The 15,051-nt window shown below is 40.4% G+C and carries 15 protein-coding genes; 2 read left to right on the forward strand and 13 right to left on the reverse strand.

Going from position 1 to position 15,051, the window contains the following annotated elements:
• Nucleotides 1-80: 80 nt before the first annotated feature.
• From BN1609_RS07575 to BN1609_RS07585, 3 genes are all read right to left on the reverse strand, one after another.
• Nucleotides 81-839 (reverse strand): tyrosine-protein phosphatase, encoded by a 759-nt coding sequence (locus BN1609_RS07575; RefSeq protein ID WP_088809793.1) that lies wholly within the window; start codon nucleotides 837-839, stop codon nucleotides 81-83.
• A 21-nt stretch (nucleotides 840-860) separates the two neighbouring features.
• Nucleotides 861-1,796: a ribose-phosphate pyrophosphokinase gene (locus BN1609_RS07580; RefSeq protein ID WP_088809792.1), complete on the reverse strand. Its 936-nt coding sequence runs from the start codon at nucleotides 1,794-1,796 to the stop codon at nucleotides 861-863.
• A gap of 133 nt (nucleotides 1,797-1,929) precedes the next feature.
• A complete protein-coding gene (locus tag BN1609_RS07585; protein WP_088809791.1) occupies nucleotides 1,930-2,154 on the reverse strand; it encodes a DUF896 domain-containing protein in 225 nt (74 codons plus the stop codon).
• A 154-nt stretch (nucleotides 2,155-2,308) separates the two neighbouring features.
• On the opposite strand from BN1609_RS07585, the gene BN1609_RS07590 reads away from it, so the two are divergent.
• A complete protein-coding gene (locus BN1609_RS07590) occupies nucleotides 2,309-3,274 on the forward strand; it encodes a cation diffusion facilitator family transporter (RefSeq protein ID WP_088815750.1) in 966 nt (321 codons plus the stop codon).
• A gap of 41 nt (nucleotides 3,275-3,315) precedes the next feature.
• Here BN1609_RS07590 and BN1609_RS07595 read toward each other — a convergent pair whose 3' ends face one another.
• Nucleotides 3,316-4,338: an aldehyde reductase gene (locus tag BN1609_RS07595; RefSeq protein WP_088809789.1), complete on the reverse strand. Its 1,023-nt coding sequence runs from the start codon at nucleotides 4,336-4,338 to the stop codon at nucleotides 3,316-3,318.
• Between the two features lie 109 nt (nucleotides 4,339-4,447).
• Between BN1609_RS07595 and BN1609_RS07600 the strand changes: the two genes are divergently transcribed.
• The gene (locus BN1609_RS07600) at nucleotides 4,448-4,879 is read left to right on the forward strand and encodes a MerR family transcriptional regulator (RefSeq protein ID WP_088809788.1); all 432 of its coding nucleotides are present in this window, start codon (nucleotides 4,448-4,450) and stop codon (nucleotides 4,877-4,879) included.
• 17 nt (nucleotides 4,880-4,896) lie between these two features.
• On the opposite strand, the gene BN1609_RS07605 is transcribed toward BN1609_RS07600, so the two are convergent.
• The 9 genes from BN1609_RS07605 to BN1609_RS07645 form a co-directional block, all read right to left on the reverse strand.
• Nucleotides 4,897-5,652, reverse strand: a complete 756-nt coding sequence (locus BN1609_RS07605; RefSeq protein WP_088840719.1) for a carbonic anhydrase — start codon at nucleotides 5,650-5,652, stop codon at nucleotides 4,897-4,899.
• A gap of 278 nt (nucleotides 5,653-5,930) precedes the next feature.
• Entirely contained in the window at nucleotides 5,931-6,533 is a 603-nt protein-coding gene (locus BN1609_RS07610; RefSeq protein ID WP_088840720.1) for an SGNH/GDSL hydrolase family protein, read from the reverse strand.
• A gap of 61 nt (nucleotides 6,534-6,594) precedes the next feature.
• Entirely contained in the window at nucleotides 6,595-7,338 is a 744-nt protein-coding gene (locus BN1609_RS07615; protein WP_088809785.1) for a carboxylesterase, read from the reverse strand.
• Between the two features lie 225 nt (nucleotides 7,339-7,563).
• A complete protein-coding gene (eno, locus tag BN1609_RS07620) occupies nucleotides 7,564-8,856 on the reverse strand; it encodes a phosphopyruvate hydratase (RefSeq protein ID WP_088809784.1) in 1,293 nt (430 codons plus the stop codon).
• Nucleotides 8,857-9,199: 343 nt separating this feature from the next.
• The gene (gpmI, locus tag BN1609_RS07625; protein ID WP_088809783.1) at nucleotides 9,200-10,732 is read right to left on the reverse strand and encodes a 2,3-bisphosphoglycerate-independent phosphoglycerate mutase; all 1,533 of its coding nucleotides are present in this window, start codon (nucleotides 10,730-10,732) and stop codon (nucleotides 9,200-9,202) included.
• Nucleotide 10,733: 1 nt separating this feature from the next.
• Nucleotides 10,734-11,489: a triose-phosphate isomerase gene (gene tpiA, locus BN1609_RS07630; protein WP_088809782.1), complete on the reverse strand. Its 756-nt coding sequence runs from the start codon at nucleotides 11,487-11,489 to the stop codon at nucleotides 10,734-10,736.
• A 33-nt stretch (nucleotides 11,490-11,522) separates the two neighbouring features.
• Entirely contained in the window at nucleotides 11,523-12,713 is a 1,191-nt protein-coding gene (pgk, locus tag BN1609_RS07635; RefSeq protein WP_088809781.1) for a phosphoglycerate kinase, read from the reverse strand.
• Between the two features lie 140 nt (nucleotides 12,714-12,853).
• Nucleotides 12,854-13,864, reverse strand: a complete 1,011-nt coding sequence (gene gap, locus BN1609_RS07640; RefSeq protein ID WP_088809780.1) for a type I glyceraldehyde-3-phosphate dehydrogenase — start codon at nucleotides 13,862-13,864, stop codon at nucleotides 12,854-12,856.
• A gap of 35 nt (nucleotides 13,865-13,899) precedes the next feature.
• On the reverse strand, nucleotides 13,900-14,946 hold the full coding sequence (locus BN1609_RS07645; RefSeq protein WP_088809779.1) for a sugar-binding transcriptional regulator: 1,047 nt from the start codon (nucleotides 14,944-14,946) through the stop codon (nucleotides 13,900-13,902).
• Between the last annotated feature and the right edge of the window lie 105 nt (nucleotides 14,947-15,051).

A 15,051-nucleotide genomic window follows, 5' to 3' on the forward strand; every position in this document is an offset into this window, starting at 1 on the left:
TTTTATTATACCGCAAAGCACAAAAAAACAGAATGCATGTGCATTCTGTCAGCATGTCATTCATGCGCAGGCAAGAACTATCAAAAGAAGAAAAATCGTTTCTTTAGCTCAATTGGATCATAAGGATTGAATACTTTATCATTCAAGAGCGCTTTCGCGTTATTTAAAAAGTAATTGCTTTTTTCTCGACCCTCTATTCGACGAAGTTTTTGGAGCCCATCTCGCATATCCAGCGAACGTCCCGCATATGAATGCGCATCTGTTGCAATAAAGTGCACGAGATTAGCTTTTATCAACTGGTCGCTCAGCTTCTTAATACTTTTATCTATCGCTCCCATATAAGAACCCCACGTTAACTGCGCAAACGCCCCCGCATCAACCAGCTCATACAAACTTTCTAAATCACGCATGACCTCCCGATTTCTCTCGGGATGCGCAATAATTGGTATATAGCCTTTCATTTGTAAATTAAAAAACAACTCTTGGGTGAAAAGGGGGATGGAGTCTGTCGGGAATTCGATTAGGATATACTTCGTTCCGCCAAGTGTTAGCACCGAACCGTCTGATAGCCCTTCAAGCATTTCACCGTGAATGCGGACTTCCTGACCTGGGTGAACGGTTAGCGGGATTCGCTCCGCAAAAAGAATCTCATTGAACGCTTCCACTTGCGCCTTGACTGCATCGCCTGGATTAACAAATTTTCCTTTTAGATGATGGGGCGTTGCAATTATGTCATTGAAACCTTGTTCTACAGCTTGCCTAGCCATTTCCAAGCTCACTTCTATACGTTTAGGGCCATCATCAATTCCATGTAATATATGGCAATGAATGTCTATCATCTTACGCCAACTCCTTTTAATCTAAAAAAGCGGATGAAGCGAGCGATTTTCTTGCACGCCTGAAATCGCCCTTGCTAATATCTCACCAATTGTAATCAATGTCATTTTATCTTGCCATTTTTCTTCTGGAATATCAATGGCATCTGTTAACACAAGTTCTTGTATCGGCGAACTAGCAAGCCGTTCTGCTGCGTCTCCTGCTAAAACAGCATGAGTGGCACAAGTTACAACTCCTGTAGCGCCATTTTCAAGCAATTTTTCAGCGGAAGTAGTTGCTCGGTATCCGGTATCAATAATGTCGTCTACGACAATGGCAAGCTTGCCGGCTACATCGCCGATTATACTTGAAATTTCACGTTCGTCTGGACGCGGTTTTCGGTTTAAAATCGCGATTGGCGCATTCATTTTGTCGGCCACTCGGCGAGCACGAACAACTCCGCTGTGGTCTGGCGCCACAATCACCACATCGTCGTTTCCATATTTTTCAACCAAATGCGCGGTTAAAAGTGGTACAGCCGAAATGTGATCGATTGGGATATTGAAGAAACCTTGGATTTGTGCAGCATGTAAGTCAACTGAAATAAGTCTTGTTGCACCAGCCTGTTGCAGTAAATTAGCGATTAATTTGGCCGTTATCGGCTCTCTGCTTCGTGCTTTTCTGTCCTGCCTAGCATAAGGATAATAGGGCATAATAACGGTTATCGAATGCGCTGAAGCACGTTTTAATGCATCAATCATAATAAGCATTTCTATAAGGCGTTCATTTACATTGCTATTCGCCGACTGGAGTACATAACAATTGGTTCCGCGAACGCTTTCTCCGATGTTGATTTTAACTTCGCCATCACTAAATTTTTGCAACTCAATCTCACAAAGCGGCACGCCTAGTGCTTTTGAAACTTTAACCGCAAGCGGCCGTTCATTTGTTACAGAAAAAAGCCTCATTTCATTTGACATTCTTATCCCCTTCCAGCAAACTAATTTGACACTTAATATTATATAAAACAAGTTGGGTTGTCGCAACCATATTCATTTAATATAGAAAAAGGCATACCCGTTCTATGATAAATCGGTATGCCCTTTGCTTCATTTATTTTTTTAAATCCGCTTTAATTTCTTTTAATCGATTCGGTGTTACATCGTCGCCTAATGGATCTACAATGGTCACATGATGTAAATTATCTTGAAGCGTCCCGCGAATCATTTGGCAATATTCTTTGCGAAGTTCTGCTTGATGCGCTTTTTCAGCTGCCGTAAGCCCTTCGCTTTTTTGTTTTGCCCCGTAATGATTGATTTTTGCTAATAATTCTTTCATGTGATCCCTCCTCTAACTGGTTACCCTTAGTAAGTAACTAACAAAATAATAACACATTGGTCAAAAATAGTCAAATCGTATTTGTTTTGCTATTATCGCACCATGTTTCATGCTAAAATAATGAAAGACAACTTATCCGAAAGAAGGAGACAATTTGAAAGAATTTTTTCAGCTATTAAAACACGGAAATAAATCGGCACTGATGGCGGCAATTGTAAATGCAGTCGTTTCACTCGTAAAAGGCATAACTTATATGTTTACTGGCAATGTGGCGATGTTCGCTGAAACGCTACATAGTTTAGGCGATGCTGCCAACCAGCTTTTTGTTTTCACAGGATCTGCTCTTAGTAAAAAACGCCCGACGAAACGCTTTCCAAAAGGCTTTGGCCGTGTCGTCAATTTAGTTTTACTCGGCGCTGTCCTTGTCGTTGGCATCATGGCGTACGAAACCATTAAAGAAGGCATCACCCATATAATCCACCCCAGTGAATCGACTGGTTTTTTAATCAACCTAATTGTTTTACTTACTTGTACGCTTTTAGAAGCGACTGTCCTCGTGAAGGCGATGCGCGAAATTACGCATGAGACGGGCGTTCAAGCGAAAGGATTCAAACTTTTCCCTGCTGCGATGAAAAATTTAAAGTCAGCGAAAGCCGCTACTAAGCTTGTTTTTATGGAAGATTCTGTTGCAACTGGCGGTGGGCTTTTGGCTGCCCTTGCTGTTGTGATTTCCCATTATACACCATTCCATCAAGCAGAAGGAATTGCTTCGATTTTAATTGGCCTAATGATGTTTATCGTGGTTGGCGAAGTGTTCCTAGACAACGCTGCTGGTGCGATTGGAGAGTCCGACGAAGGCATGCACCTCCAAATTGGGCAGCTTATTATGACCGACCCTGATGTGAAAGATATCCAAGTTTTAACTGTTTTAAAAGAGGGAGATTCTTTCCATGTCGATGCTGAGGTTGAACTTGACTCCTCGCTCACGCTTGCTGAAATCGACCAAATTCGCGAACGTATTGAAGATTCTGTCGCCACCATTCCACACGTAGCCGATGTTATGATTACGTTTGATGAAGTGGATTCCGTTATGGACTGGGAATTCGGCGACGGAAGATAAAACTAAGAACGGAAAATCAACAAACTGATTTTCCGTTCTTTTTAAATTAAATTGTATTTTTTCAAACTATCTATTGCCGAAAGAACGGCCTCTTCCTTCGTTGCAAGTTGCTCCCAACCTAAGACTTCTTTCGCCTTGGCATTACTGATTTTCCGGTTCATCTCTAAAAGTAACAACCCTTCTTTCGCTTGACGGTTAAACCTCGCACCAATTTTTATGAACCAATTAGGAATGGTTCTTGTCGTTACTTTGTCTGCTAACTCTGGTCGTGCTTTTTTTAGTAGTTTAGCTATTTCTAGCATGGAAATTTCTCCGTCTGCCGAAGCAATAAACCGTTGCATTGCCGCATCTTTCGTTGTCATAGCACGAATATGCATGCTAGCCACATCACGAACATCTACCACATTAAGCGGTATATTGGGAACTTTTTTTACTTTTGGGTCTAGTAGCATTTTAAGCAAACCAAAACTCCCCGAGACGTGACTATCTAACGCAGGTCCAAAAACGGCTACCGGATTAATTGTCACTAGTTCTAAATTCGGATTCTCATTAGCAAACTCCCAAGCTGCTTTTTCTGCCAAAAGCTTAGATTTTTCATAAATTGAAAGCCCTGCCTCATGTTCGTTCGTCCAATTTTCTTCTGTAGTTGTCGAATTTAAATCCTTATTACTAAAACCTACAGCTCCGAAATTAGATGTCATTACAACACGTCTTACACCTGATTTATGTGCAGCCTTTAAAATACGTAAGACTCCTTCAATCGCTGGCCGAATTGCCTCCTCTTCATTTTTAGGTATATCGAAAAAAACAGGCGATGCAACACTTAGTACATATTCACAATCTTTCATATTGTCTTCCCAGTTTTTGTCGCTAGTTAAATCAGCTTCAACAAATTCAAGCGTGTCCACACCCACACCATGCTCTAGCAAAGTATCTAAAACTCTTTCTTTACTATTAAGATTGCGAACAGTGGTTTTTACATTATATCCTTGCTGCAATAATTGTAAAATAATTTGCATACTCATAAAACCTGTTCCACCAGTTACTAAAACTTTATTTTTCATGCCAATTCCTCCAAATATCATCTTTATTTACTAAAATAACTTTTTAAGCTATTATTAGAATAAACCCTAGACCATAGTCTAGAGCAAGCGTTTATTTTTAGGAGGAACTATGACTTATACAATTAAAGAAGTCTCTGAAATGTTTAATTTAAGTATCTATACAATTCGTTACTATGATAAACAAGGATTACTGCCATTTGTTTCAAAAAATAAATCTGGCTACCGAGAGTTTACGGAATCGGACTTACAGTTCATCCACACAATTTGTTGTCTAAAAGCGACTGGAATGTCAATCAAAGATATTCGGACTTACATTTCATACTGTATGGTCGGAACTGAATCGATTGCTTCGCGAAAAAAATTACTTTCTGATCATCGTGATAAAGTTTTAGAAGAAATAGCACTATTACAACAAAATTTAAAGGGTGTTGAGCAAAAATTGGATGTTTACAGCTCCCCAATGGCCGCCGAAATTATTGAAGCACAGCGCAATTTTGTCCGAAGCGAAAAGGAAAAAGCAGCTCTTTTTAACCCCTACTAAAAAGCTGCCTTTTCCTTCTATTCTTTATGTTCTAACACTGTACGACCGTTAAGCTTTTGAATTTCCCTATTGTTTGCCTCATAATATCGGTCAAACTCCTTAATTTGTTCACTTGAAACTTCTACGGGATTTGCCATCACATACCATTCCACATTTTCTGAAAGAGGAGGAGTTGTAAGCGATCCTAAATAATGATAGTAACTTTTATTTTCTGGAAGCATACTTGCCACATTAATCGTATCTCCAACTTTTACTTTTTCACCTTTTTTAATATTCGCAAGCACCGTATTAAAACCTGCGTTTTCCTTACCCTCTTTAAAGAACACACCAATTACGGCGATTCGTCCATCTTGCGACTGGTTGACAAAATGCGCTTCAATCGGATAATGCTCCCCATTCAGCGTGTGCTCACTTTTTGCGTGGAAATGGAACTGACTAAGTTCAAAGTTACGCCCGTTAATCTTCGCCGTACCCGTATCATCAACTTGAATGCTATGCCCGTTATCCACCTCATCTACTACAGCATCTGAATAATCAAGCTCAATTTCTCCAGAATCTTTCATCGGCTCGGTTTTAGCAGTTTCAATATTAATTGGTGACTGCGAATCCCCAGACTCAAATTTCCAATCCTTTTGATTTTTATAATCGATATGGTCACTTGATTCTTTCTTCACCACTTTTTCGCTCGCTTTTGGCTCTGTATCATTCGAACAACCCGTAAGAAACGCCACGGCCACAAGCATTGTAGCTGGAACTAACAACATTTTTTTCATTTAATTAACCTCCGTAATATTTAATCAACCTAATTAACATACCAATAATGACACCTAAATGCTGTAGACAAATTGTGACGTTTTTCACAAAAAATGAGACTTTTAGCGCCGAATATACACAAAAAAAACACCCGCTTTAATAAACGGGTGCTCCTGTCTTTACGAGACATAATGCGGTTTTCTGCGGGTCTCCACAAACCCATAAATGCAGAAAACACTCGGCAGCTAAAAATCACGCTGCATAAGGCTCATCGCATGACCTTTAATATAGCATTTTTTTATTTTTTTGTAAAGCTAGCAAAAGACCAACACCAAGCTTCCGCAATCAACTCGTGTCCTCTTTTTGTCGGGTGAACCCCGTCAGGCGCAATTTCAGCATATCCTTGCGCGATCCCCGCTGCGTTTAACATCCCATCAAGCGGCACATACAACGCCCCGTACTCATCAGCAAGCTCCCGCACAGCATGAATTTTCGGATCCAAGTCAGCCCGCCAGTCTTTCCTATCCGCCGGAATTGGCAATACAAACGGCTCCATTAAAATTAGCTTCGCCTCCGTATTTTGAGTAGCGTCCTCCAAAACATCTGCATACACCGCTTTGAACGCGCTAGTCGAAGTATCCCGCCATTCCGAAAAGCTCCGCCAAGTATCGTTAACCCCAATTAAAATCGACAAATAATCCGGCGCAAGCCTAATTGCGTCTTGTTGCCAGCGCGCACGCATATCCGTCGTTAAATCACCAGAAACACCACGATTAATCACCCGAAATTCAGGCAGCATTCGCGAAATCATGGCCACATAACCCTCGCCTAAACTCCCACTATCCGCGCGATTCCGTCCCGCATCCGTAATACTGTCACCTTGAAAAAGTATCGTCTTCATAAAACTCCTCCTAATTTATAAAAAAACACCAACAAGTAGGTACTCGTCAGTGTTCATCACATCATACAACTTTTTCTTCCAACCAGTTTAAATCATCCAAGAAATAAAGCAAATCTTCTTCTAGAATGTCGCGTTCACAGTCGTTCACAATATCGTGACCACTTCCTTGATAAAAACAAAGTTGTTTTTCCGCCGTATGAATATTTTTGAAAATATAATTCGCGTTATCCGCGTCAATTTCCTCATCTTGGCAACCTTGCCCAATCATTGTTGGCACATGGATTTTTTCAATATTATCCGCCACAAATTTATAAAAATCAGAACGTGCGTCTGCCATCTTTTTAATTTCCGGTTCATAGCTTTTTAGCATCGCTTCCGCAGACGCCGCTTCAAAACCTTCTTTTGCAAGTTGTTTTAGCAAATATTTCTCTACTGGAATATAGCGCATTTTGCGATTAACGTTCGCACATAAAGGTACAATCGCTTTCGGTGAAAATGATTCCGCCATTTTAAGCGCAAACACGCCACCCATCGCAACACCAATAATCGCAATTTCATGGTATCCTTCTTTTTCCAAAAACTTATACCCAGAAACAGCATCTTCGTACCACATTTCAGGCGTCGTTTTCAAGAATAACGCTGGCTCATCTCCGTGTCCACGGAAATTCGGAGCATACACCGTATACTCATTTTCAGCTAAATATTCTCCTAAACTTTTGACATCTTCTGTAGTCCCTGCAAAGCCATGCAAGAGTAAAACAGCACGATTTCCCGCTTTTAACATAAAGCTACGATCCGCACTCATTTTTCAGCAGTCCTCCTACCCTTAAAATAAAGGTTTTGTGAATTACAATAGACCTATCATAACGCGAAGTTTGGCAACTGTCAACCCTAAAAATCTACTGCTTTTTCCTGACTAAAACAAAGTTAAAAATCCCACAAAACACCCCCTTCTCCGCCTAAAATCCCACAATAAAAAAAGCCCGGCGAGCCATGCGTTTCCGCATCGCTCACCGAGCTCAGAATTCAATTATTTTTTCAAGTTGTAGAATGCTTTAAGACCACGGTATTCCGCAAGATCTTGAAGGTTATCTTCAATACGTAATAATTGGTTGTATTTCGCAACACGGTCAGTACGAACTGGCGCACCAGTTTTAATTTGACCAGCATTTGTTGCAACTGCGATATCAGCAATTGTGGAGTCTTCAGTTTCACCAGAACGGTGAGAAACAACTGCAGTGTATCCAGCTTGTTTAGCCATTTCAATCGCATCTAAAGTTTCAGTTAAAGTACCAATTTGGTTAACTTTGATAAGGATAGAGTTCGCGATACCTTTTTCGATCCCTTGCTCTAATTTTTCAGTGTTTGTTACGAATAAATCGTCACCAACTAATTGTACTTTAGAACCAATACGTTCTGTAAGAAGTTTGAAACCATCCCAGTCGTTTTCATCTAAGCCATCTTCAATAGAGATGATAGGGTATTTGTTAATCATTTCTTCATACCAAGCTACCATTTCTTCAGAAGTACGTGTTACGCCTTCACCTTTAAGTTCATATTTACCAGATTCACGGTTATAGAACTCAGAAGATGCAGCATCCATTGCGATTCTAACTTGTTCGCCTGGTTTGTAACCAGCAGCTTCAATTGCTTCGATAATCGCTTCAATTGCTTCTTCATTAGATTCTAAGTTTGGCGCGAAACCACCTTCATCGCCAACACCAGTGTTAAGACCTTTACCTTTAAGAACACCTTTAAGCGCGTGCACAATTTCAGCACCCATACGTAAAGCTTCTTTAAAGTTAGCAGCACCTACTGGCATAACCATAAATTCTTGAATATCAACATTGTTATCAGCATGTTCGCCGCCGTTTAAAATGTTCATCATTGGAACTGGAAGAACTTTCGCGTTCGTTCCACCAATGTATTCGTATAAATGTACGCCTAATTCGTCAGCAGCAGCACGAGCAGCAGCTAAAGAAACACCAAGGATAGCATTAGCGCCTAATTTACCTTTGTTCGGTGTACCATCTAAGTCGATCATCGCTTTATCAATACCAATTTGATCAGTAACATCAAAACCGATAATTTTATCAGAAATAATATCATTTACGTTTTCAACAGCTTTCAAAACACCTTTACCAAGGTAACGACCTTTATCGCCATCACGTAATTCTACAGCTTCGTATTCACCAGTAGACGCACCACTTGGAACAAGCGCACGACCAAAAGCACCAGCTTCTGTATAAACTTCTACCTCAACAGTTGGATTACCACGAGAATCAAGAACTTCGCGAGCATATACTTCAGTAATAATAGACATTAATATCTTCTCCTTTGTTGGGACTCTTCGAACAAAGTGAGTTAGAGTCCCAATATGCATGTGAGCAAAGCGAACATGTAATCCTCAAAAGACTCTTCGAACAAAGTACTTTCCAGAACCACAATCCTCAAAAGCCCCTTCGAACAAAGTACCTTCCAAAATCACAATCCTCAAAAGCCCCTTCGAACAAAGTGCCTTCCAAAATCACAATCCCCAAAAGCCCCTTCGAACAAAGCAACTCCACCACACACATATTGGAATTCTCTCAACTCGTCCAATCCCACATTTTAAATTACATTTTTATTGTAGCTTTGTTTTAGTAAAAACAAAAGTAAAAACTGTTTTATTTCTCAATTAAACTTTCACCAGTCATTTCAACTGGCTTTTCTACGCCTAATAAATCAAGCATAGTTGGTGCCACATCCGCCAAACGGCCGTCAGCGCGTAATGTTGCACCTTTTTTCGTTACGATGACCGGAACCGGAACTGTCGTATGCGCAGTATGCGGTTTTCCTTCTGGAGTCGACATCGTTTCAGAGTTTCCGTGATCCGCGAAAATAACAGCAGAACCACCTTTTTCTAAAATCAAATCAACTACACGACCTAGATTTTCATCCACCGCTTCAATCGCTTTAATTGTTGGCTCAAGCATACCAGAGTGACCAACCATGTCCGGATTCGCGAAGTTTAAAATAATCGCATCGTGCTTGTCGTCTTTAATATCTTGAACAAGTGCGTCTGTTACTTCATAAGCACTCATCTCTGGTTTTAAATCATAAGTTTCAACTTTTGGTGAGTTGATTAAAATCCGATTTTCGCCTGGAAATTCTTCATTTCTTCCGCCATTCATAAAGAATGTAACATGTGGGTATTTTTCCGTTTCAGCAATTCGCAGTTGCGATAAGCCGGCATCAGATAATACTTCCCCAATTACGTTTTTCATTTCAATTGGCTCGAAAGCTACTTCAGCGTCAATACTTGGATTATACAAAGTCATCGTCACAAATTTCACGTTTTTAGGATGTTTCTCCCCACGTTCAAAATGTTCCCATTCTTTGTCTGTAAAGGCATTTGAAAGTTGGATAGCACGGTCTGGACGGAAGTTAAAGAAGATGACTGCATCATTATCTTTCACCGTCGCAGTAGCTTCGCCGTCTTTCGCAATAATTGCCGGCACAACAAATTCGTCGTTTTTCCCATTTTCATAAGAAGTTTCAACTAATTTAATTGGATCCGCAAATTTTTCACCTTCACCGTACACAAGCGCTTTATAGGCTTTATCAACACGTTCCCAGCGCTTGTCGCGATCCATCGCGTAAAAGCGTCCAGATACAGTCGCAATCTCACCATATCCAAGTTTTTGAATAGCTGTTTGAAGTTCTTTTAAATACTCAACAGCAGACTGTGGCGCCACGTCACGACCATCTAGGAAAGCGTGGATATATGTGTTTGGAACACCTTTCGCTTTCGCTGTTTCAAGTAGTGCAACAAGATGGTTAATGTGACTATGAACACCACCGTCAGAAAGCAAACCGAACAAATGCAAATCGGAATTGTTTTCCTTCGTATGATTAAATGCGTTATTAATGGCTTTATTTTCTTGGAACTCGCCTTCCGCAATTGCTTTATCAATACGTGTTAGGCTTTGATATACGATACGACCTGCACCGATATTTGTATGCCCTACTTCTGAGTTACCCATTTGTCCATCTGGAAGACCGACATCAAGACCCGAAGCTTTTAACGTACTATGCGGAAATTCAGCCCAGTAACGGTCGAAATTTGGTTTATTTGCTTGTGCAACAGCATTTCCAACTGTTTCAGCACGTTGTCCAAATCCGTCCAAGATAATAATCGCTACAGGAGATTTACTCATTTTATTTTACTGCCTCCAATAAAGCTAAGAAAGATTTAGGTTCTAAGCTTGCGCCCCCTACAAGAGCGCCATCAATATCTGATTCCGCCATGTATTCAGCAATATTTTCTGGTTTTACACTTCCGCCGTATTGAATGCGAACCGCTTCTGCCGCTTCTTTAGAAACAGCGTCGGCAATTTCTGCGCGGATAACCGCACAAGTTTCGTTTGCATCTTTACTTGTAGAAGATTTACCAGTACCGATTGCCCAGATTGGCTCATAAGCAATAACTGTTTTCTTCACTTGTTCTTCAGTAAGCCCTGCAATAGCAGAACGAATTTGACCACGAACCCAAGTTTCAGTTTGACCAGCTTCACGTTGGTCAAGTGTTTCACCACAGCAAATGATTGGTGTCATGCCACGTTTGAAAATCGCATGTGCTTTTTTATTAATATCTTCATCTGTTTCATGGAAATACTCACGACGTTCAGAGTGACCGATAATCACATAAGATACGCCAAGATCAGCAAGTGCAAACGGACTTGTTTCTCCAGTGAATGCACCTTCATCTTCTGAATAGCAGTTTTGAGCAGAAATTTGCAAATCAGTTCCTTCCGCTAAACGAGTTAAGTCACGAAGGAATAAAGCTGGGGAAGCGACTACAGAATCAACCGCGCTTTTAGCTGGCACTTTCCCTTTCACTTCTTCTACAAATTCTGCAGCTTTAGCCGCTGTTTTGTTCATTTTCCAGTTTCCAGCAATAATTGGTTTACGCATGAAAAACATCCTTTCGAACTAAAAAATTTGTTTTTATTTATCGCTAATAGATGCAACGCCTGGTAGTTCTTTACCTTCTAGATATTCTAGAGAAGCACCGCCGCCAGTTGAAATGTGCGTGAACTTGTCAGCAAATCCAAGTTGCATAGCTGCAGCTGCCGAGTCACCACCACCAATAATTGTTGTTGCATCTTTTAAGTTTGCGATAGCTTCACAAACACCAATTGTACCTTTTGCAAAATTGCTCATTTCGAAAACGCCCATTGGACCATTCCAAATAACTGTTTTCGCTCCTTCAAGCTCTTTCGCAAATAGTTCGATTGTTTTTTCGCCAATGTCAAGTCCTTCTTCGTCAGCAGGAATAGCATCAGATGCAACTGTGTGGAAAGGAACATCATTGCTGAACTCTTTCGCTACAACAGTATCAATTGGAAGAACAAGTTTATCACCAGCTTCTTCCATTAAACGTTTTGCAAGATCCACTTTATCCGCTTCAAGAAGAGAAATACCGACTTCATAGCCTTTTGCTTTCATGAATGTATAAGCCATACCGCCACCAATTAAAAGTTTGTCTGCTACTTTTAATAAGTTTTCGATAACGCCAATTTTATCGGATACTTTCGCGCCACCTAAAATCGCTACAAGTGGGCGATCTGGGTTTTCAACAACCCCACCGATAAATTTAATTTCTTTTTCCATTAAGAAACCAGCTGCAGAATCTAAGTTAGAAGCAATTCCAACATTAGAAGCGTGCGCACGGTGAGCTGTACCAAAAGCATCGTTTACGAATACATCGCCTAAAGATGCCCAGTATTTGCCAAGCTCAGGGTCGTTGCCGCTTTCTTTTTTACCTTCAACGTCCTCAAAACGCGTATTTTCAAATAAAAGAACGTCTCCGTCTTTCATATTAGAAATAGCAGTTTCAAGTTCAGCGCCGCGTGTTACAGGAACAAATTTCACTTCTTTGCCAAGTAATTCGCTTAAACGTTCAGCAACCGGGCGAAGGGATTTGTCTTTTTTATCTTCTTCAGTTTTCACTTTTCCAAGATGGGAGAATAAAATTGCTTTTCCGCCTTCTTGTCCAATATATTTAATAGTTGGAAGAGCAGCTACAATACGATTATCGTTTGTGATTTTGCCGTCCTTCATTGGCACGTTAAAGTCAACGCGAACAAGTACTTTTTTGTCTTTTAAGTCTAAATCAGTCACTACTTTTTTAGCCATTTGGATTCCTCCTGATAATAACAAAATACACAGTCGCTCGTGTAGTTTGAGTTTGTAACATAAAACTAAATAACTTCAGAAAACAAGCGGAAACAAATACATGTCTCCGCCTATTCGTTTAAAACTTATTTAATTCAGGCTTATTTTGCAATTTTAGCGAAGTATTCTAAAGTACGAACTAATTGAGCAGTGTAGCTCATTTCGTTGTCATACCAAGAAACAGTTTTAACTAATTGTTTGTCGCCAACGGACATAACTTTAGTTTGAGTTTCATCGAATAAAGAACCGTAAGTGATACCTTTAATATCAGAAGATACGATTTGGTCAGCAGTGTAACCAAATGTTTCTGGATCGCTTGCAGCTTTCATTGCAGCATTTACTTCGTCAACTGTTACTTGTTTGTCTAAAACTGTTACAAGTTCAGTAAGGGAACCAGTTGGAACTGGAACACGTTGAGCAGCTCCGTCTAATTTACCTTTAAGGCTTGGTAATACTTCACCGATTGCTTTAGCAGCACCAGTAGAGTTAGGAACGATGTTTTCAGCCGCTGCACGAGCACGACGGAAGTCACCTTTAGGGTGTGGACCATCAAGAGTCATTTGGTCACCAGTGTAAGCATGGATTGTAGTCATAAGACCTTCAACAATACCAAAGTTGTCGTCTAAAGCTTTAGCCATTGGAGCTAAGCAGTTAGTTGTACAACTTGCACCAGAGATAACTGTTTCAGTTCCGTCAAGTGTTTCATGGTTAACATTATAAACGATAGTTTTCATGTTACCAGTTGCTGGAGCAGAGATAACAACTTTTTTAGCCCCTGCTTTTAAGTGTAATTCAGCTTTTTCTTGTGTTGTGAAGAAACCAGTACATTCAAGAACGATTTCTACACCTAAGTCGCCCCATGGTAATTCTTCAGGGTTACGGTTAGCTAAAACTTTAACTTCTTTTCCGTTAACTTTAAAGAAACCATCGTGTACTTCAACATCTTTACCGAAAGTACCTTGTGTTGTGTCATATTTTAAAAGGTGTGCTAACATTTTAGCATCTGTAAGGTCATTGATTGCTACTACTTCAATTCCTTCTACTTCTTGAATACGACGGAATGCTAAGCGTCCAATACGTCCAAAACCATTAATACCAACTTTAACTGTCATGAGTTATTTCCTCCTTGAAAATAAGTGAAATTTTTTTATTTCAAATGGGTTTTACTCCCATTTAAAAGCATATTTGCTGCTCCTTCGTCCGTGACTAAAATCGTATTTTTCGGAGCGCTTTTCATATACGATTTAATTGCTTTCGCCTTTGAAGTCCCACCAGCAACAACAATGATGTGCGGGATTTTGGCTAAATCTTCAAATTGCAGGCCGAATGTAGAAACTTTATGTACGACTTCACCTTGCTCATTGAAATAATAACCAAATGCTTCGCCAACTGCCTCAAGACGTGTAATCTTATCGATAACTTCATCACTTGTATGGCGGCGTTTCGCCATCGTAAGCGCGTCACCGATACCATGAACGATTGCGTTTGCCGATTGCACCAAGCGCAAACCTTCTTGAATCGCAGGTTCTTTCATAAGAGATTGATAAGCTTCTTCACCTAACTGTTCTGGCACGTATAGAACACGGTGTTTAGTACCTGTTTTTGTTGCGATGCGGTCGCAAATGGTGTTGGCTTGATTATCTAAATCTTCGCCGATTCCACCTCGCCCAGGAACGAAAAGCAACTCTCGCCCTTTAGCAAAATCGCTTGGCATTGTATCTGCAAAGGTTGCCATTGTAGAACCACCCATGACAGCTACAACATTGCGTTTTTCAACTAATGCTAAATCAAGTTGTTTTACAGCAACACGACCCATTTCCTCGCGTACCCACGGCGTAATATCACTATCTCCCTGCACGACTAAACATTTCTTTATTTGTAAAAGCTCCGCCAGTCTATTTTCTGCAGAATGTAAACCAGATAGTTGATTCATTATGCTTTCGAGATCACGAAAAACAATGAGCCCTTCTTTTGTCACAGTCATTCCTGATGATGCAATATCAATCAGTCCTTGCGCTTTCAAAAATTCAACTTCGCCGCGAAGAACGCGTTCACTCATGCCGAGCATTCCTGCTAGAGTCCGCCTGCCAACAGGCTCTGCAAAATAAATGGAACGAAGTATTTGATAGCGTTTTTGCATGACCGCTAAAACGTCGGGTAATAGCTTTTGTTGAATGTTAATTAAATCTGACATTTTAATTGCTCCTCGCTTTTGGACACCATTCGACCCGCATAGTCATCAAGCGTCCCGTTGAAACTAAAAAAAGTGGAGATAAAGGTTTCTAAGTTTTCGACTGGA

Origin of the sequence: Listeria sp. ILCC797 (assembly GCF_900186185.1) — a bacterium.
Classification (GTDB): domain Bacteria; phylum Bacillota; class Bacilli; order Lactobacillales; family Listeriaceae; genus Listeria; species Listeria goaensis.